Below are 18,658 nucleotides of genomic sequence, written 5' to 3'. Positions count from 1 at the left end.
AATGAATAAAAACAGCGTTATTTGAATATTATTTAAATAAGCAGAGAGATTGTTAAAGCTAATAGGGTTTTAAGCTCAGCAATGTTTATTTAGATAAACATCAAAGGGATTAATTATTAGGGTGGGTGTCATTCTATGTTCTCTTGAGCAAAAATATCACGAGTTCACTTTACCTGTTATTGCTGCCTTTGAGGGTGACGATAAAGCAGCTATTACCTCGCTTGTTTATTACCCATTAAAACGACGATATCCTATACCTGACATTAAAGATGAGGCTGAGCTTATTAACCGCTTTGATGAAGTGTTTGACGATGAACTCACCGCAGTTATTGCCAGTTCAAACATTGATACCGATTGGGATAGTGTAGGTTGGCGCGGTATTATGCTCAATAACGGCGTTATGTGGGTAGATACCGACGGTAAAATTATTGCTGTAAATACCCAAAACGCTAAAGAGCAGGCACTTGCTAAAAGCTTAATAAAACAAGGTAAGCAATCTTTGCATGCAAGTATCAATACTTTTGAAAAGCCAGTACTTGATTGGAAAACAGCTAACTACCATATTCGTGTTGATGATTTAGGCGATCATAATTTTCGTTATGCAGCGTGGGGTATTGATAAAAAGCCAAGCGACAAGCCTGATATGGTTTTACTAAATGGCGATATTACATTTGAAGGCAGTGGTGGCAATCATAATTATACGTTTAAAAATGGTCGTTATAGTTATGTGTTACAGGCATATTAAATGCCTCAAAGAAATGGACAATGCCAATCCATAACTGGAATCTGACATTGTCGCAATTGGCCATCCACTTCGAAGGTAGGTTAGATGGTGTGCTAGATATTTAGCAATTTAAGCTGACACAGAATTCTGAACGCCCTCAACAATGGCGGTTATTTTTAAGTAGCTAATAGCTAAAATGAATGGTCTTTTTCAAATTCATCAACTTCGCGTTCGGCTTCTTCTTTCGACTTACCGTATTGCTGTTGAATTTTGCCAACTAACTCTTTGCGGCTACCTTCAATTTTATCTAAATCATCGTCGGTTATTTCGCCCCATTTACGTTGCGCTTTACCTTTAAGTTCTTTCCAATTACCTTTGATACGATCGCTGTTCATAAGTAGCTCCTTACTTTAGATTAGTGAAATTAACAGTCAACTATAAAGTAGCAAGTCGTATACCAAAAAAAGTATAAATATTTTTTGTAATTAATATCAGTAGCTTAAGATCAATCATAAATAGAGTAAGGCTAAAAGGTGGGTGTAATTATGTGGCCCTTCTTTAAATGCATACAAAATATACATAGCAGTTTGTAATAATTGCTTATCCAATATAGGTTTTAAGTTATTATGTTGCGATAAAACAGACGGTATGAGTGAGTTATGGATACTAAAGTGTGTGAATATGGCGTAGGAGATTGCTCTTACAAAATGGCGGGGGAGTTAGTAGGTATTACCCAGCTGGTTGATGCATTTTATGATTATATGCAACAGTTAAAAGAGGCTAAGCACATAAGAGATATGCACAGTAAAGACTTGTCGCAGTCGCGTAAAAAGTTAGCTTACTTTTTGTCAGGTTGGATGGGCGGCCCTAAGCTGTACGCGGATCATTTTGGCAGCATTAACATTCCACAGGCGCATAAACACTTGGCGGTAGGCGTTGCCGAAAGTGAAGCTTGGCTATTATGCATGCAAAAAGCCGTAGATGATCAGCCTTATGCAGAGTCGTTTAAAGTGTATTTAATGCAGCAATTGCGCGTACCCGCAGAGCGAATTAGAATGGTATCGGGTAGCTAGTAGAGAGTTAATAGGTAGAAAGTGGGTAGCTAATGGGCAACCTATATGAGCTTAGTTGCTTGTAAAAGAGTATTAATTATTAAACATCAACCGCAGTCACGCTGCGGTTTTTTGTTACAATGCCGGTAAAGCAATTTAGGGTAAATAGCTGTGCTGCCGGTTCAAAACATATATCAACAACTCGTAATAACATTACAAAGCAACCCAATTACGCTACTGCAAGCGCCGCCGGGTGCAGGTAAGTCTACTTGGTTGCCGCTGCAACTTATGCGCGACGGGCACTTTAAACGTATTGTAATGCTAGAGCCGCGTCGTTTAGCTGCGCGTAATATTGCTAGTTACTTGGCAAAGTGTCAAAACGAGAGTGTTGGCCAAAGTGTTGGCCTGCGTATAAGAGGTGAGAGCAAAGTAAGTGTTAATACGCGCCTTGAAATAGTTACCGAAGGTATGCTTACCCGCATGCTGCAAAACGATCCTGAGCTTAGCGATGTTGATTTACTGATATTTGATGAGTTTCATGAGCGCTCTATTGCAGCCGATACTTCATTGGCATTTGCGTTAGAGACCCAAAGTGCGCTGCGCGAAGATTTAACCATAATGTTGATGTCGGCAACCCTTGATACCCAGCGCTACACTGAGTTTTTTGCTTGCCCTGTAATTCAATCAAATGGGCGCAGCTATCCAATAGATGAAGTATATATACCCATAAAAGATGAAAGCCGCTGGCTTGATGCAATCCCCACTATTATAAAACAAGCACTGAGTGAGCAAACAGGCAGCGCGTTGGTGTTTTTACCAGGGCAGCACGAAATACTCAGGGTACAACAAGCACTCACTGACTTACCAAACAATTGTATAGTGGCAACGCTATTTGGCGAGCAAGATAAAGCCAACCAGCAAGCAGCTATTGCTCCTGCGCCTGAAGGGATGCGCAAGGTGGTACTTACTACCAATGTGGCCGAAACTAGCTTAACCATTGAAGGCATAAGGATTGTGATTGATAGCGGTAAACGCCGCGCCGCGACCTTTAATTTAAAAACCGGTGTTACTGAACTCACAACACAAAGCATATCGCGCTCATCGGCAGTGCAGCGTGCAGGGCGTGCAGGGCGAATAGAGCCAGGTGTGGTTTATAGGCTTGGCTCTAAGCAAACTTTTGAGCGCCGTAATAGTCACGACAATCCCGAAATACTCACATCAGACATAAGCCAACTAATGCTAGAAGCTAAGCAGTGGGGGACAAGCATTGAGGAGCTAACCTTGCTTGATAAGCCTACCGAGCAGCAAGGCATACAGGCAAGTAACTTACTTAGCATGCTTGAAGCCATAGACAGCAAAGGTAAGCTCACACCGCTGGGCAGTAAAATGTTAGGCTTTGGCGCTGATATTCGTTTGGCGCATATGCTATTAAAAGCGCAGGCATTAGAGCAAGCGCTCCCCGGTATTTATCGACTCGCTATTTATTTGGTGGCATTACTTGAAAGCCGAGTTAATACTGCTAATGAGCTAAGCTTAGCGCTGCATAGCCAACAACAACGGCCACATCCGGTATTCAAGCAGCAATTAAAATATTGGCAAAGTCGCTTAAAAGTAAAAGAGTCAAATGGCGATTTAAATACCGAGCACTTAAGCTTGCTGGTGGCGCTTGCTTACCCCGATCGAATCGCGAAAAAGCGTGGCAGTGGATACTTACTTGCCAATGGTGCAGGCGCTGAGCTAAACCGCGATTACTGGCATAACGACGACTACCTTGCAATTGCCACTATGGGCGGGCACAAAGGCGGGCGTATTTTTAGTGCCACATCACTTAGCCCATTTGAGCTGCAAGCTTATTTGCCGCATTTATTTAGCATGCAAACTCGCTGTGAGTTTGATGAAAAAACCGCACGCTTTACCCATCAAGACGAAGTGAAACTGGGCGCTATTACCCTTACTAGCCAGCCAAGTGCGCAAAAACTCGATAAAAGTGAGCGCGCCAAAGCATGGTTAAATTTATTTACTAAACATGGCTTTGCACTGTTTAATGAACAAAAAGACGCTGAGCAACTATTAATTAGAATGAGCTTAGCAAGTAAACTAATGAGCGAAAAGTTTCCGAAAATTAACGAGCAACAACTTATTCAAACGGCACCGCAGTGGCTAGGTGTATTTTTACAAGATATTAAAACTCTGGAGCAGCTTAAAAAGCTTAACTACTTTGAGGCATTACAAAACTGTTTTGACTGGCAACAACAAAGTGCCTTAAAAAGCTTACTGCCACTGCGTTTAACGGTAGCGAGCGGCTCTAATATTAGGATTGAATATCAGCTTGAAGGCCCTGCAAAGCTCAGTGTACGTATGCAAGAAGTATACGGTATGACCAGCACGCCGTTGTTGGCGCAGGGGAAATTGCCACTGCTGATGGAGTTATTGTCGCCGGGGAAACGCTCGTTGCAACTTACTCAAGATTTAGCGCACTTTTGGAATACCAGTTATCGCGATGTACAAAAAGAAATGAAAGGGCGTTACCCCAAGCATTTTTGGCCCGATAGCCCTGCAACCAGTATTGCAACTAACAAAGTGAAAAGTAAAATGTGAGCGTGTACTTAGTTGAAGTAATAATATTAACCTCACAGTTAAATTCGAGATTAATATTATTCAAATACGTAAATACTAACTAAGATGCTTTGCTAAATAGTCGACCAATAACCTTATTTTTGGCGATAAGTGACGATTATGAGGGTATATGGCCCAAATGCCTTCATCAGGCACCCGATAGCTATCTAATAAGGTAATTAGTTCACCACTTTGCAGGTGATTTTGCACGTAGTAATCGGGCAGTTGTACTATTCCTAATCCTTTTAATGCTGCATCCGCTAGGCTATAGCCACTGTTGTATCTTAGCTTACCGGCAACGCGAATGTTTTTTTCTTTTCCCGATTCCATAAAGTGCCAATAATCAAGCGTGCCTAGTAGGCAACTATGTTTACTCAGTTCAGAAATTGCATGTGGTATGCCGTGTTTTTCCAGATATTCTGGCGATGCGCACACATAACTGGTTCTGGTTCCGAGTTTTTTTGCCATCATTGACGAGTCGGCCAGCTTACCAATACGTATAGCTAAATCGTATCCGCCTTCAACTAAGTCAATTTGTTGATTACTCAAGTAAGCAGAAACCGCGACCTCACTATATTGCAGCATAAAGTCAGAAACCAAAGGCAGTACTTGCTGCTCTCCATAAGTTACCGAAGCCGTAAGCTTTATTTTACCTTGGGGCGTTGTTTGTAAATTAGTTATAGCCCGCTCTGCAGCATCTAAGCCATCAAGCACACTGCGGCAATGCTGATAAAACACTCGGCCTTCTTCAGTTAACGACACTTTGCGCGTAGTACGATAAAACAGCTTCACATTCAGCCGGTTTTCGAGCGCACTAATTTGCCTGCTTACTTGCGCTGTAGATATTGCCATTTTTTTTGAGGCTTGCGTAAAGCTGGCATTTTCAGCAACGTGTACAAATTCACTAATACCTTCCCATTGCATGATTGTTACCTATATGTACAAGTTAATTTCAAAAATAGCATATTATCATTTTTACAGAAACAAATATAATAGCAGCCATCAACACAAACATGCTGTGAATAAGTTAAATCGTCGATATAACGTTATCGACATTAATACAACAGCTCGCAAAATAAATAGGAAAAAATATGAGTTGGGTATTTTTATTTTTAGGTGTTATTGCAGAAGCAATGTCGCATGTGGCATTAAAACAAACAGATGGCTTTACTAGGTTACTGCCCAGCATAGTGGTGTTATTGGGCCATTTGGCTGCGTTTGTTTTTTTAGGCCAAGCAATGAAAGGCATGCCTGTAGGTATTGTGCATGCGATGTGGGCAGGGTTAGCTATTGTTACCGTTACGCTACTATCTACCCTTGTATATAAACAGCATTTAGAACTATCCACTTGGTTAGGAATGGCATTGGTGGCCATAGGCATTGCAATGATTAACCTATCGCAAGGGCATAGCCATTAATTGCTTTAAAATGAATAGCATAATTCTAAGCCAAAAATAATATGCAGCAGCGCATTATTAAGGTAACTGAACTAAACTAAAATACGTGTTTACGTTCATTTATATTAAATAATTTATTAATTAAGAGAGAACGAGATGTCAGATAAGTTTATAAAATCGAAAGCCGCCATAGCATGGGGTCCAAAACAGCCTTTATCTATCGAAGAAATTGACGTAATGCTGCCGCGCAAGGGCGAAGTATTAGTTAAAGTTATTGCCTCTGGAGTTTGTCATACCGATGCTTTTACTTTGTCTGGCGATGATCCTGAAGGGATTTTTCCGGTTATTTTAGGCCACGAAGGCGGTGGTATCGTTGAGCAAGTTGGCGAGGGCGTAACGAGTGTAAAAGTTGGGGATCACGTTATTCCTTTATATACACCAGAGTGTGGCGAGTGTAAGTTTTGTTTATCGGGTAAAACTAACTTGTGTCAAAAAATTCGTGAAACTCAAGGTAAAGGCTTAATGCCTGATGGCACCACTCGTTTTTACAAAGACGGACAGCCAATTTTTCATTATATGGGTTGTTCAACTTTCTCTGAATACACGGTATTACCAGAAATTTCGTTAGCAAAAGTTAATAAATCTGCACCATTAGAAGAGGTGTGTTTATTAGGCTGTGGTGTTACAACCGGTATGGGCGCGGTAATGAATACAGCAAAAGTTGAAGAAGGCGCAACAGTAGCCATATTTGGCCTTGGTGGCATAGGCTTGTCGGCAGTTATTGGTGCAACTATGGCTAAAGCGAGCCGAATTATTGCTATAGATATTAACGAAAGTAAGTTTGAATTAGCAAAAAAACTAGGCGCTACCGACTTTATTAACCCTAAAGACTACGACAAACCAATTCAAGATGTAATTGTAGAGTTGACCGATGGCGGTGTTGATTACTCGTTTGAGTGTATTGGTAATGTTAACCTAATGCGCTCTGCGCTAGAGTGCTGCCATAAAGGCTGGGGCGAGTCTGTGGTTATTGGTGTTGCTGGTGCGGGGCAAGAAATTTCAACCCGTCCGTTCCAATTGGTAACGGGTAGAGTATGGAGAGGTTCAGCATTTGGTGGGGTTAAAGGTCGCAGCGAATTACCTGATTATGTAGAACGTTATTTAGCGGGTGAATTTAAGTTAAGTGACTTTATTACCCATACAATGGGACTTGAAGATATTAACGAATCGTTCGATTTAATGCGCAGAGGCGAAAGTATTCGCACTGTTATTCATTTCGATAAATAACGATAAACAGCAGCACTATGGTTTAATTAAACCATAGTGCTTTTTTTGTTTAATTTATAGTTACTAATCAACAATCCATCAGTTTTAAAAAAGTAGATCCAGCCAAAAACACTTCAAAATATAAAAACATTGTTTTTAAATTTCTTTACCGCCGTGTGTTTCGGCTAAATCGTCAAGCTCTGCAACTGTGTAGTCAAAACCACTCTCGTCATAGTCATAATTAACCTTTACGCAATTGCCGCCATTAAATAATTTTGTTTTTACATCATTAATGGGCCAATTTTTAAGTAGATGTATAAATCGGTTGGCAACTTGAGAAGATTCAAAACGATAGCTAATTTCTGTTTTCATAAATAATAAGGCTCAGGCTAGTTTAACCCCCGTAGTTTGTGCATTTTTGCTAATTAGTCAAGTTTCGGTTACAAAAAATAAAGAGTAAGTATGTAATTTTTATGTTTCAATTGATGTGTTAATTGCAGTAAGCACTGTTGTGCTTTAATTAAAGGTGAGAACAAATTTACATGTACTATAGAACTTTTTTACTAGCAAGCTCTGCTTTTTTTATCAGTGCTTGCGGTGGCTCTGGCTCAGGTGAGACACCAGTTATAAGCACAAATAAAATCCCCTCCCTATCAATAACCAATATCAAAAACGATATAGTTAAAGGTCAAACTATTGATTTAAATGCAACAGTTGGCGATGCCGATGGCGTTATCAGTAGTGTTGTGTGGGAACAAACTGCGGGGCTTAAAGTACTTAATGCACCTGTAAATGCCAGTAGTATCACTATTACTTTACCAGATGCGCAAAGTCATGCAGCAATGGAGTACGCTTTTAGCGTAACGGCAACCGATAATGAAGGGGCTACCAACGTTAAAACTGTGAGTTTTGTTGCGCGTAATAGTATGGATGAAACTGCTGCCGCACGTATATTACAGCAAGGCAGTATGGGCCCCACATTAAGTGAAATACGCCAAGCTCAAGGGTTAAGCGAACAGCAGTGGCTTGAGCAACAAATGGCGTTACCAATTAACTACCATCGTAGCTATTTAGTGAAAAGCCCTGATGAAAACAAATTTCAGTATATTAATAGGATTGATGCGTGGTGGAAGGGGGTGTTGCATAGCGACGATCAACTACGCCAACGTGTTGCCTTTGCATTGAGTCAAATATTGGTTGTATCGGATGCAAGTAGTAATGTAGGTAATCAGCCCGAGGGCATGATCACTTACTACGATATTTTGCTTAAACATGCTTTTGGTAACTATAGAGAGCTACTAGAAGACGTAACGCTGTCGCCAATTATGGGTACTTTTTTAAGCCATTTAGGGAATGAAAAGGCAAATGATGAGCTTAATATTCGCCCAGATGAAAACTACGCCCGCGAAGTAATGCAGTTATTTACAATAGGCCTTGAAGAGTTAAATTTAGACGCTACTCCAAAGCTTGATGCGCAAGGTAATACAATTGCCACCTACGGTCAGGCTCAAATAGAAGGATTTGCGCGCGTTTTTACTGGGTGGACATTTGCAGCTAGTGAAACTTTTAAGAAAAAAAAACGTGATTATGTAAATCCAATGAAAGCGTTTAGCGAGTATCACTCTAGTAAACAAAAAACATTGTTAAATGGCGAAATTATCCCCGAGGGCTACGGACCAGAAGAAACACTGCAAATAGCGCTCGATAACCTATTTAATCACAATAATGTAGCGCCATTTATTAGTAAACAACTCATACAGCGTTTAATTACCTCAAACCCAACACCGCAATATGTTACCCGTGTTGCTCGTGTTTTTAATGATAACGGCGCTGGAGTACGAGGAGATTTAGCCGCGGTAATAAAGGCTATTTATTTAGATGATGAGGCACGCCATTTTGGCAGTGTTTTAAATTATCAAGGGAAACTAAAAGAGCCACTGATAACCACAATACAGTTTTGGCGAAATCTAGATGCTAAAACCGGTAACGGTTATTACAACACGTGGGGTTTATACAATACCTATGGACAGGGGCCAATGAAGTCGCCCTCAGTATTTAACTTTTACAGGCCCGATTACCAACCTGTTTATTTACGTAGTGATGGCTTAGTTGCTCCAGAGTTACAAATAGCAAATGACTCTACAATAATTGGCATAATGAATAAGCACTTTGCAGATTTAGTGTGGAATGCGGCTGAAGGAAAAACATCTTTAAGTCCAAAATTACTATACGTCTATATTAAAAACGATATGAACCATCTAAAAAATTATGGCATAGAGTCGTTACTTGAACAGTACAATGTGTTGTATTTTGCCGGTTCAATGAGCCACGAAACACGCCAGGCGTTACTCGATTTAAGTGCCTATTTTATTGATAATCAAGATCGTCAGCGGGTATCGTATTTACTTTATATGATTGCTATTTCACCTGAATTTAATTTGCAGTATTAGGAGAGGCATAATGAGCATAAATAGAAGGCAATTTTTGTCATTATGTTTAAAAGGCGGGGTGTCGGCAGCGGCGCTAACCAGCTTACAACTTCAAGCATTAACGGGTTCAACAAATGCTATTGAATTGGGTGATTATAAAGCCCTAGTATGTATATTTTTATATGGCGGTAACGATTCACTAAATATGCTAATGCCGTTAGAGGGCGAGCAACGAAATTTATATGAAAAAAGCAGGCAAAACTTGGCGGTTGCTTCGCCTATTGCGCTTAATACTAATTCGTCGTTTGCTGGTGGTGTAGGGCTGCACCCAGCGCTTGCACCCATGCAAAGTGTGTTTGATTCGGCTAACTTGGCATTTGTTGGCGGAGTAGGTACTTTGCTTGCACCAACCACACTTGACGATTATAAAAATAAAGCAGTACCGCTGCCTCAACACTTGTTTTCACATAACAATCAACAAGCAGCGTGGATGTATGGTCGTGAAAAGGAATCGCTAAATAATGGTTGGGGAGCGCGTTTGCTAGAACGCTTAAATCAGCAAGATCAGTTTGCTGCAAACATATCGCTCGATGGCACCAATCTTTGGCAAACAGGCGCGCAAACTAAGGCGTTTTCGCTTAATAAAAGCGGTATAAGTAAAGTAAACGCTTTTGGCGGTTATCAGCCAAGAACTGAGCATGTAACCAATATTATGAACCGTATAATGGGTAATACGAATCATCCATTAACGGGTGCTTACGCTAATAGTTTTAATTCAGCGATTAGAAATACCCAAACAATGAATAGTGCGCTTGAAGCCGCCCCTGAACTTATTACCTCATTTAGCGATACAGGGTTGTCGAAGCAACTAGCTGCGGTAACTAAGGCGATTAGTGTGCAAGCAAAGTTAAGTACGCAGCGCCAAGTGTTTTTTGTTTCTATGGGAGGGTTTGATACACACGATAATCAATTGAATACTCACCCTGCATTGCTTAGCACACTAGCACAAGGACTTAACGAGTTTAATAGTGCGATGAATGAGCTGAATATGGCTGACAAAGTAACGTCGTTTACTATGTCGGACTTTGGCCGTACGCTAACATCTAATGGCGATGGCACGGATCATGGTTGGGCAGGAAACCAAATCGTTATGGGAGGCGCAGTTAAAGGCGCCAATATATATGGGGAGTTATTAACTCAACATTTAGGCGGACCACAAGATACCGGCCGAGGGCGATTAATACCAAGTGTTGCAAATGAGCAATATTTTGCCACACTAGCTAAGTGGTTTGGTGTTCCTGCATCAGAATTAGGTGATATATTTCCAAACTTAAGATACTTTAATCAGTCGACATTAGATTTTATGGTTTAATTCGTTATTAATGTAACCCAAATTCCATCGCAAACAGTATAAAACTGTTTGCGAATAAAAAATTCATGTAATGGAGTAAATTAATGAAAGTTTTAGTAAGTTTGGTGAGTTTAATCGCCTTTTTAATGGTTGTATTGCCCGGGCCATTATATAAATTTGGCGTTGTTGAATTAGGCACTGCGTTTGCTGGATTTAGGTTTGGTGTTTACGTGGGGGGAGCTGCGCTTGTATTACTTTTAGTGCAGGTCATATTTATGCGTAAAACAGCCACTGTAAGTAGTACTATAGTGGCCGTTGTATTTGCGGGTATTGCTATTTTTATGCCACTTAATATGATGGATAAAGCGAAAAGTGTGCCGCCAATCCATGATATTTCGACAGATGTAGTTAATCCACCAAAGTTTGTAGCTATTGCACCACTGCGTGCCGATGCGCCAAACCCAGTGGCTTATGCCGGAGCAGAAACGGCTGCGCAACAGCTTAAAGCTTACCCAGAACTGACTACCCTTAATTATGCTTACCCAAAAAGTGAGCTAGTAGTGGCTACAGTGCAAGCGATTAAAAATTTGGGTTGGGAGTTAGTTAATAGCGATGCCAGCCAAGGGATTGTTGAAGCAACCGAGACCACCACCTGGTTTGGTTTTAAAGACGACATAGTGGTGCGTATTAAAGATGAAGGCTCTCAGCGTTTTGTTGATATTCGTAGTAAGTCGCGTATTGGTCGCAGTGATTTAGGTAAAAATGCAGAGCGTATTCATACATTTGTAGATGAATTAAACGCGGTACTGGCAAAATAATTAGGGCAAACCTAAATGCTAAGTTACTAACAATTAAGTTATCAGCAATCAAATGGAACCCAAGCGTACGGCTTGGGTTTTTTATCATCAGTTAGTGTTCACAGCTAAGCAAGTATACTTATTTGGTATTTATATTTTTAACATACTATGGAGTTATTATGAAAACAGTAGGATATGCAGCAAAAAGCCAAGGTTCAGAACTCACCGAGTTTTCTTTTGAGCGCCGCGATTTACGAAATAACGATGTAGAAATTGAAATATTATACTGTGGAGTTTGTCATTCAGACTTGCACGCGGTACGTAATGATTGGGGCGGTAGTCGCTACCCGTTAGTACCCGGACACGAAATTGTTGGTAAGGTTATGTCGGTAGGTAGCGACGTTACAAAATATAAGCAAGGCGATACGGTTGCTGTTGGCTGTATGGTCGACTCATGTAAAAGTTGCGATCAGTGCGATAATAACGAAGAGCAGTTTTGCCGTGAAGGCATGGTAGGCACATATGCAGGAACAGATCGTGTTAACGGCGATATGACCCAAGGTGGGTATGCTAAACATGTTGTAGTGCGTGAAGAGTTCGTACTCTCAGTACCTAAAAACTTAGAGCTGTCGCGTGTTGCACCGCTGTTGTGTGCAGGCATTACTACCTACTCGCCATTACATAAGTGGGGCGTTAAAAAAGGCAGTCGTGTTGCTGTAGTTGGTTTAGGTGGTCTTGGCCATATGGCGGTTAAAAACGCTGTCGCTATGGGCGCAAGCGTTACGGTAGTTGGCCGTAGTGAGTCTAAAAAAGACGATGCGGTTAAACTAGGTGCCCAGCATTATTTAGTGTCGTCAAACGATGATGCAATGAAAAGTGCGCAGTCAGCCTTCGACGTTATTATTGATACTGTACCGGTAAAGCATGACCTATCTATTTACACACCACTGCTAGATATTGATGGTACGCTGGTTATTGTTGGTCAGGTTGGCCCGGTTGATGAGCTAAGCACAGTGCCATTATTAATGGGGCGTCGCCGTATTGCAGGCTCACTTATTGGTGGTATTGCACAAACGCAGCAAATGCTTGATTTTTGTGGCGAGCATAATGTCTTACCCGAATGTGAAATGATCAATATTGATGAAATAAATACAGCTTATGAGCGAATGGAAAAGTCTGACGTTCGTTATCGTTTTGTTATTGATATGGCATCGTTAAGTGTTTAATTACACTTAGTAATTAAAAATAAAAAGAGCCGCAAATTAGCGGCTCTTTTTAGTTAACTATTAAGCCTCTTTTGCTACAAACGATTTATTGCTCATTTGTAAGTAGCTAAGTAACCACATAATAAACCCACCAACAAAAAGAGCAGCGGCAACATAGCCTGTTTGATTTGGCGCGGCACCTTGCGCAATTGCAATGCCTCCAACCCAAGGGCCAATTGCATTAGCAACATTAAAAGCACACTGTACTAACGCGCCTATCATGGCATGCCCATTAGGAGACACATCCATTAGTAAGGTTTGTACTAGCGTTGCTAAACCTAAACTGCAGCCAATAAAAAATATAACCCCATAAAGCAGCCAAATGTTATAGCTTGCGGTTACATAAGCAAAGGCAAATACAATAGTGCAAACCAGTACTAAGCCAGTTGTTTTAATTGCAGATTTATCTGCCGCTTTACCTAATACATAATTACCTAATGTTGAGCCAATACCAAACATCACCATAGCAATCGAAATGGTGTAGGGCGCTGTTTCGGTTACTTCTAAAATAGTATCGGCAACATAGGTATAAATACAAAATACCCCACCAAAACCAATAATTACAATCCCCAAAATAGACCAAACCAGCTTGTTTTTTAATACTCCAAACTCATTAAGTAAATTAGATGGTTTAGTGTTTTCAATATTTGGCACAACTTTATATACAAAAATAAAAGCAATAAAAGCTAAAACACCTGCACCGGCTAAGCAGTAACGCCAGCTTAAGTTTTGCCCTACTAAAGTTACCACAGGTACGCCAACAATGGTGGCAATGGTCAAACCCATAAAAACTTTCGACATAAAGCTTGCACGCTTACCTGCAGGGGCAATTTCAGAGGCTAATAAAATAGCTGCACCAAAATAAGCACCATGGGGCAAGCCACTTAAAAAGCGAAACAATACCAATTGCTCAAGTGACGTTGCAAAAGCGCTTAAGCTATTAGAAATACACATTAAGCTTAAAAATATAAGCAACGCTTTGCGTTTTCTCATGTTTGCAGTAGTTAACATTAAAATGGGCGCACCAACAACAACACCTAAAGCATAAGCGCTTATAGCGTAGCCACTTTGCGAAGGCGTTGAGCCAAAAGTTTCACTGATCAGTGGCAGCATAGGCATCATCGAAAATTCAGATAACCCTAAAATAAAAGTACCGAGCGCAAGCACGATTAATATAGCTGTTCGGTTAAGTTGATTAGATGGCGGCGCTACATTAGCGGTCATAAAAATCCTTTGAGATTAATGTTTAATTCATAAAAACTAGGGCAACAAGCAAACTGTAAAGTGTTGTTGCTGCGAAAAAAGCAAAAGAAGTGTTGTTGTAAATGCTGGGAATAAATAGGCGGCCATTTTAAGCCAAATAACATAGGGCGTCATCTATTAGCTGGCCGTTAAAGGTAAATTAATTACTTTAATAAAATCTTAATGTCGTGTGGTTAATTTAGAGAGGCAAATAACCTAATATAAAAAGATAAGCTTGGCTAAAAATACTGATTATAGTTAATAAAGTGCGACATTATGTCGCGCATGCAAGTAAGGTGAATCCAGTATAATTACGTCATTAATAATAGCAGTCCAAAGAATAAAATAATGGCGCATAAAATAATATACCGTACACCTTACTTACTCTCACCTTTAGTGTTTTTAACAAGTGGGCTTTTATCACCTTTAGTATTTGCCGACGATACATCTTTAGAAGTGATTGAAGTACATGGGGATGCTCAAAATAAACATTTAGCACTTGGCTCTACAGAGTCGCTATTAAGTGATTTAGGTGTCGATTTTTCAGCTGCTGGTGGCGTATCTAATTTACCTATTTTAAATGGTTTAATGGGCGACAGAGTAAAAGTATTAGTTGATGGCGCAGAAATAACGGCGGCATGCGCTAATCAAATGAATCCGCCGTTGTCTTACATTTCGGCGAACCAAGTTACGTCTTATCATGTGGTTGCCGGTGTATCACCGGTAAGTGCAGGTGGCGATAATATAGCAGGTGTAATAAGTGTTAACTCTATTGCACCGCAATACACTCAAAATAGCGATTTAGCATGGCATTCTGGTTATGTATCGGCAAAGTACAGCACTGCTGACAATGGTCGTAATTTTGGAGTAGGTGCACGTTTAGCAAGTAATACACTTAGCGTTAATTATCAGGGCTCGTTTAGTGATGCAAACAGCTATGAAGACGGGAACGGCGATGTAGTGCTTGATACGTTGTATCGCGCCCAAAATCACAGTTTAACCGCAGCTATACGCGACGATAAACAGCAGGTTGTAGTTAAGCTTAGTCATCAAAAAATTCCGTATCAAGGCTTTGCTAATCAGTATATGGATATGACAGATAACACCAGTTACGGGGTTACAGCGCAATACAAACGAGCATTTGCGAGCAGCGAGTTTGCAGGACAAGTAAATTGGCATAGCGTAAAACACGATATGGGATTTTTTAGCGCAGAAAAAATCGGCATGATGCCAATGAAAACCGACGCAGAAGATATAAGCAGCCAGTTAAAATGGCGTATAAATTTAGATAACGATAGCAGCATATTGCTAGCTCAAGAATATTACCATTATAGTATTGATGATTGGTGGCCAAGTATTACAGGCTCGGCCATGATGGGGCCAAACGACTATAAAAATATTAATAATGGAAAGCGTGAACGCATTGCACTTGTTGCAGAATATGAAAGCCAAAATAGTAAAAAACTATGGTTAAACACGGGTGTGCGTATTGAAAATATAAATACCCAAGTAAGTGAAGTACAGGCATATAACACAGGTATGCACATGGGCGGTATGCATATAGGGCCAAGTGACGCTATAGCAGCAAATACGTTTAATGCAGGGAGTAGAAATAAAACCGATACTGTAGTTGATGCAAACGTATTAATTAATTACCAAATAACTAACGTTGATGAACTGCAACTTGGTATTGCTCGTAAAAATCGCGCGCCAAACTTATACGAGCGATACAGTTGGGGGGTTAGCAATATGGCAACCACCATGATTGGCTGGTACGGCGATGGTAATGGTTATATTGGCACCCCAGATCTTGGCGTTGAAACCGCACATACAATGAGTGCTACTTATACTAAATTGGCAAAAGACGACAGCTGGCGTGTAAGTACTAATATTTGGTATACCGATGTGAATGATTATATTGATGCTGACATAGTAAGAAACTTTAATAGTTCAGGTATTGACGGTAATAGTCGCAATATTTTGCAGTTTACTAATGTAGACGCCATTTTATATGGCGCTAAAGTAGATTTAAGTGCCAGTATTTATCAATCTGAACAGTTAGGTCAGTGGCAGTTAAAAGCAAATATAACTAACACCCGTGGCAAACGCGACGGTAACTCTAGCACTCAGCCGCTTTATCAAATTAAACCATTGCAAACCCAGCTTGGTATTAGCCAGCAAGTTGGTAATGTTGAAAACTCACTTTTATGGCAATGGGTCGATACTAAAACGAGAGTAGATAACAACCGCTTTGAAAACCAAACCGATAGCTATCATTTAGTTAATTTAAGTTCTAAAACAGTGTGGGATGCATTTACGCTAAGTGTTGAGGTAACAAATTTATTTGATCAGTATTACCAACTACCATTAGGTGGGGTTAGCATTGCGGGGTTTAAACAAGATAACGCAACCGGCTTTACACAATTAGCAGGACAAGGAAGATCATTAAATTTAGCATTAAGCTACGCGTTTTAAGGTTGAAACGGTAAATAGAAGGGCTATATAAATTTACTATGGCTTTTAAATTAATAGTTACCACTGTGGTAGTAGGTTATTGAGCGATACGCTACTTTTACCACAATAGATCCGTAAAAACTTAAAGCAATAAGCGCCTAAAAGCGCTTATTGTTGCTCAGCTTCAGGTTCAGCGGTTTGCTCAGTTGTTTGTTCTACTTTTTCGTCAGTAAGTTTTTCAAGTTTTTCGCGCTCAGCTTTTGATACATAACCTGGTTTTTTGCTTTTATGTAATTTGGCATTGGTGCGCTTATCTTTCTTTTGAAATTTAGTAACGATTTTTTTGCGACGGTTCATATTTAATACTCATAATTTTAAGGCGCGCATTATATAGCACCAAGTATAAAAGCAACTATATAAATATTTAACTAATTGCACTGGTTGTTATGTGACTTTACCGCAAAGCGCTGTTTGTGTGAGATGCACAAGGTTATAATTATGTTTCTTAGTGATTAATTAAATGGGAATTGTTTTGAAAAAGTTAGCGTTAGCCAGTGTTGCATTATTTGCGTTTAGTGCCCAAGCACAGTTAAATAAAAATATTGATAGTGTTGCCAATTATGCCGTAAATACCTACCAAAGCGCCCAGGTACATACACTAACCAATTTAGTATCATTTCCTACTGTGAATAAAAGCGATATTAGCGCACCACAAAATCCCGACTTTATTGGTTTTAAAGCCTTACTCAAAATGAAAGCGGCCGAGCTGGGTTTAGATTATCAGGATTTAGGCTACACAGTATTAATTGGACTTGGGGAACAAAGCGATAAAGTAACCGTAGTAACACACGGCGACGTGCAACCAGCTAATGCGAGTAAGTGGCAGCAAAGCCCATTTATTATTGATACAACATCAGAGCCTGGGCGCTTAATTGGCCGCGGTACCGAAGACGATAAAGGCGCAATAGCGACAGCGCTTTACGCCATGAAAGCCATTAAAGATAAAGGCATAACGCTTAATAACCGTATTGAGTTAATGATTTACCTTGCTGAGGAGTCTGATTGGGGCCCGCTTACTGAGTTTATGAAAACCTATGAGCAGCCAAAGTACGCAGTAACAATTGATGCGTCATACCCGGTAGTGGTGGCTGAAAAAGGGTGGAGTTTAATTGCGCCAACGTTCAATGCTACCTCGGCAAAAACAGGCGTTTATGTTAGTGATGTTGCAGGTGGTGCATTTGTAAGCCAAATACCAGAAGACGCCAGCCTAGTACTGCATAATGCCGATGCTAAGTTACTTACTCAATTAAAAGCCAAAGCCAGTACGCTTAAGCAAGTAGAGTTTAACTTTGCTCAGCAAAGCGATACTGCTGTCGCAATTAGTGTAAAAGGCGTATCGGCGCATTCATCAGAGCCAGAGTCGGGTGTTAACGCAATTGCTTATTTAGCCGAAATATTTAAAGGTCTAGTGCTTGAAAATAATAGCGATGGGCAGTTAATTAACTTTGTAAATCAGCTAATTGGTTTAGATATTCATGGCAAACAGTTTGGCGATATTGCCTATAAACATGATTTTATGGGGCCAATGACAGTGGCACCTACTGTGATTGAACGAGAGGGAAATGCCCTAACGCTTAGTGTAAATGCGCGCCGTCCTATGGGCAAAGAAGAGTTGGTGTTAAAGCAGCAAATAGACAGTGCCCTAGCAAAATGGCAAGCCACTAACAATGTAACACTAAATGATGTTAAAACTATTATTGGTACGCCTATGCTACTTGATGGCGCGCCGCATGCGCAAAAATTACTTGATATTTTTAAGCACTTTACGGGTGATCAACAAGCCGGCTTTGTCTCTATTGGCGGCGGTACTAACGCTAAGTTATTTGATAATGCGGTATCGTTTGGCCCATCAATGCCAGGTAAGCGTTACACCGGACACTCTGAGCATGAGTTTATTACCCTTGAGCAGCTAAAGCTTAACTTGCGCATGTACACCGCGATGATGATAGAGCTAGGTAATATGTAACTAAACGCATGTAATATAGCGCCGCAAATAAATGCGGCG

16 protein-coding genes and 1 pseudogene are annotated in these 18,658 nt (G+C 40.4%); 12 read left to right on the top strand and 5 right to left on the bottom strand.

The window, feature by feature from the left end:
* Positions 1 to 121 precede the first annotated feature (121 nt).
* Positions 122 to 745: a hypothetical protein gene (locus I6F41_RS09330; protein WP_331460881.1), complete on the top strand. Its 624-nt coding sequence runs from the start codon at positions 122 to 124 to the stop codon at positions 743 to 745.
* A pseudogene (locus I6F41_RS18180) lies at positions 724 to 849 on the top strand (IS256 family transposase); the annotation flags it as partial. The gene I6F41_RS09330 and the pseudogene I6F41_RS18180, both read left to right, overlap by 22 nt.
* A 66-nt stretch (positions 850 to 915) precedes the next feature.
* Here the strand turns inward: I6F41_RS18180 and I6F41_RS09325 are convergent.
* Positions 916 to 1,119 (bottom strand): CsbD family protein, encoded by a 204-nt coding sequence (locus tag I6F41_RS09325; protein ID WP_182684398.1) that lies wholly within the window; start codon positions 1,117 to 1,119, stop codon positions 916 to 918.
* A 264-nt stretch (positions 1,120 to 1,383) separates the two neighbouring features.
* On the opposite strand from I6F41_RS09325, the gene I6F41_RS09320 reads away from it, so the two are divergent.
* On the top strand, positions 1,384 to 1,797 hold the full coding sequence (locus I6F41_RS09320; RefSeq protein ID WP_182684397.1) for a group II truncated hemoglobin: 414 nt from the start codon (positions 1,384 to 1,386) through the stop codon (positions 1,795 to 1,797).
* Between the two features lie 150 nt (positions 1,798 to 1,947).
* Positions 1,948 to 4,374, top strand: coding sequence for an ATP-dependent helicase HrpB (gene hrpB, locus I6F41_RS09315; protein WP_197108256.1), 2,427 nt, complete (start codon positions 1,948 to 1,950; stop codon positions 4,372 to 4,374).
* 75 nt (positions 4,375 to 4,449) lie between these two features.
* Here the strand turns inward: hrpB and I6F41_RS09310 are convergent, their stop codons facing one another.
* On the bottom strand, positions 4,450 to 5,316 hold the full coding sequence (locus I6F41_RS09310; RefSeq protein ID WP_011328872.1) for a LysR family transcriptional regulator: 867 nt from the start codon (positions 5,314 to 5,316) through the stop codon (positions 4,450 to 4,452).
* A 167-nt stretch (positions 5,317 to 5,483) separates the two neighbouring features.
* Here I6F41_RS09310 and I6F41_RS09305 point away from each other — a divergent pair, with 167 nt between their 5' ends.
* Complete coding sequence (locus I6F41_RS09305) at positions 5,484 to 5,810, top strand: DMT family transporter (RefSeq protein ID WP_179807881.1); 327 nt, start codon at positions 5,484 to 5,486, stop codon at positions 5,808 to 5,810.
* Between the two features lie 135 nt (positions 5,811 to 5,945).
* Complete coding sequence (locus I6F41_RS09300; protein WP_011328870.1) at positions 5,946 to 7,076, top strand: S-(hydroxymethyl)glutathione dehydrogenase/class III alcohol dehydrogenase; 1,131 nt, start codon at positions 5,946 to 5,948, stop codon at positions 7,074 to 7,076.
* Positions 7,077 to 7,211: 135 nt separating this feature from the next.
* On the opposite strand, the gene I6F41_RS09295 is transcribed toward I6F41_RS09300, so the two are convergent.
* Positions 7,212 to 7,427 (bottom strand): hypothetical protein, encoded by a 216-nt coding sequence (locus I6F41_RS09295; RefSeq protein WP_011328869.1) that lies wholly within the window; start codon positions 7,425 to 7,427, stop codon positions 7,212 to 7,214.
* 170 nt (positions 7,428 to 7,597) lie between these two features.
* Between I6F41_RS09295 and I6F41_RS09290 the strand changes: the two genes are divergently transcribed.
* The 4 genes from I6F41_RS09290 (at position 7,598) to I6F41_RS09275 (ending at position 12,858) form a co-directional block, all read left to right on the top strand.
* Positions 7,598 to 9,505: a DUF1800 domain-containing protein gene (locus tag I6F41_RS09290; RefSeq protein ID WP_197108255.1), complete on the top strand. Its 1,908-nt coding sequence runs from the start codon at positions 7,598 to 7,600 to the stop codon at positions 9,503 to 9,505.
* 10 nt (positions 9,506 to 9,515) lie between these two features.
* Positions 9,516 to 10,856, top strand: coding sequence for a DUF1501 domain-containing protein (locus I6F41_RS09285; RefSeq protein WP_197108254.1), 1,341 nt, complete (start codon positions 9,516 to 9,518; stop codon positions 10,854 to 10,856).
* A gap of 83 nt (positions 10,857 to 10,939) precedes the next feature.
* Complete coding sequence (locus I6F41_RS09280) at positions 10,940 to 11,653, top strand: DUF1499 domain-containing protein (RefSeq protein WP_182678333.1); 714 nt, start codon at positions 10,940 to 10,942, stop codon at positions 11,651 to 11,653.
* Between the two features lie 158 nt (positions 11,654 to 11,811).
* The gene (locus I6F41_RS09275; protein WP_179807884.1) at positions 11,812 to 12,858 is read left to right on the top strand and encodes an NAD(P)-dependent alcohol dehydrogenase; all 1,047 of its coding nucleotides are present in this window, start codon (positions 11,812 to 11,814) and stop codon (positions 12,856 to 12,858) included.
* A 60-nt stretch (positions 12,859 to 12,918) separates the two neighbouring features.
* Here I6F41_RS09275 and I6F41_RS09270 read toward each other — a convergent pair whose 3' ends face one another.
* Positions 12,919 to 14,121 carry an MFS transporter gene (locus I6F41_RS09270; protein ID WP_011328864.1) on the bottom strand — a complete coding sequence of 401 codons (1,203 nt, stop codon included), beginning with the start codon at positions 14,119 to 14,121 and terminating at the stop codon, positions 12,919 to 12,921.
* A 366-nt stretch (positions 14,122 to 14,487) separates the two neighbouring features.
* Between I6F41_RS09270 and I6F41_RS09265 the strand changes: the two genes are divergently transcribed.
* Positions 14,488 to 16,614 carry a TonB-dependent receptor plug domain-containing protein gene (locus tag I6F41_RS09265; RefSeq protein WP_182684392.1) on the top strand — a complete coding sequence of 709 codons (2,127 nt, stop codon included), beginning with the start codon at positions 14,488 to 14,490 and terminating at the stop codon, positions 16,612 to 16,614.
* A gap of 147 nt (positions 16,615 to 16,761) precedes the next feature.
* On the opposite strand, the gene I6F41_RS09260 is transcribed toward I6F41_RS09265, so the two are convergent.
* On the bottom strand, positions 16,762 to 16,950 hold the full coding sequence (locus tag I6F41_RS09260) for a DUF2986 domain-containing protein (protein WP_011328862.1): 189 nt from the start codon (positions 16,948 to 16,950) through the stop codon (positions 16,762 to 16,764).
* A 175-nt stretch (positions 16,951 to 17,125) separates the two neighbouring features.
* Between I6F41_RS09260 and I6F41_RS09255 the strand changes: the two genes are divergently transcribed.
* Positions 17,126 to 18,619, top strand: a complete 1,494-nt coding sequence (locus I6F41_RS09255) for a dipeptidase (protein ID WP_182684391.1) — start codon at positions 17,126 to 17,128, stop codon at positions 18,617 to 18,619.
* The last annotated feature ends 39 nt before the right edge of the window (positions 18,620 to 18,658 follow it).

This window comes from Pseudoalteromonas sp. SCQQ13 (assembly GCF_015864415.1).
GTDB lineage: Bacteria > Pseudomonadota > Gammaproteobacteria > Enterobacterales > Alteromonadaceae > Pseudoalteromonas > Pseudoalteromonas nigrifaciens.
Note: the sequence above shows the minus strand (reverse complement) of the source record. Positions and strands in the feature narration are given on the sequence as shown.

Coding starts and splice junctions, on each gene's coding strand:
- I6F41_RS09280 (WP_182678333.1), top strand. CDS start 10,940: ATGAAAGTTTTAGTAAGTTTGGTGAGTTTAATCGCCTTTTTAATGGTT.
- I6F41_RS09305 (WP_179807881.1), top strand. CDS start 5,484: ATGAGTTGGGTATTTTTATTTTTAGGTGTTATTGCAGAAGCAATGTCG.
- I6F41_RS09260 (WP_011328862.1), bottom strand. CDS start 16,950: ATGAACCGTCGCAAAAAAATCGTTACTAAATTTCAAAAGAAAGATAAG.
- I6F41_RS09265 (WP_182684392.1), top strand. CDS start 14,488: ATGGCGCATAAAATAATATACCGTACACCTTACTTACTCTCACCTTTA.
- I6F41_RS09290 (WP_197108255.1), top strand. CDS start 7,598: ATGTACTATAGAACTTTTTTACTAGCAAGCTCTGCTTTTTTTATCAGT.
- I6F41_RS09325 (WP_182684398.1), bottom strand. CDS start 1,119: ATGAACAGCGATCGTATCAAAGGTAATTGGAAAGAACTTAAAGGTAAA.
- I6F41_RS09295 (WP_011328869.1), bottom strand. CDS start 7,427: ATGAAAACAGAAATTAGCTATCGTTTTGAATCTTCTCAAGTTGCCAAC.
- I6F41_RS09285 (WP_197108254.1), top strand. CDS start 9,516: ATGAGCATAAATAGAAGGCAATTTTTGTCATTATGTTTAAAAGGCGGG.
- I6F41_RS09275 (WP_179807884.1), top strand. CDS start 11,812: ATGAAAACAGTAGGATATGCAGCAAAAAGCCAAGGTTCAGAACTCACC.
- I6F41_RS09270 (WP_011328864.1), bottom strand. CDS start 14,121: ATGACCGCTAATGTAGCGCCGCCATCTAATCAACTTAACCGAACAGCT.
- I6F41_RS09320 (WP_182684397.1), top strand. CDS start 1,384: ATGGATACTAAAGTGTGTGAATATGGCGTAGGAGATTGCTCTTACAAA.
- I6F41_RS09310 (WP_011328872.1), bottom strand. CDS start 5,316: ATGCAATGGGAAGGTATTAGTGAATTTGTACACGTTGCTGAAAATGCC.
- I6F41_RS09300 (WP_011328870.1), top strand. CDS start 5,946: ATGTCAGATAAGTTTATAAAATCGAAAGCCGCCATAGCATGGGGTCCA.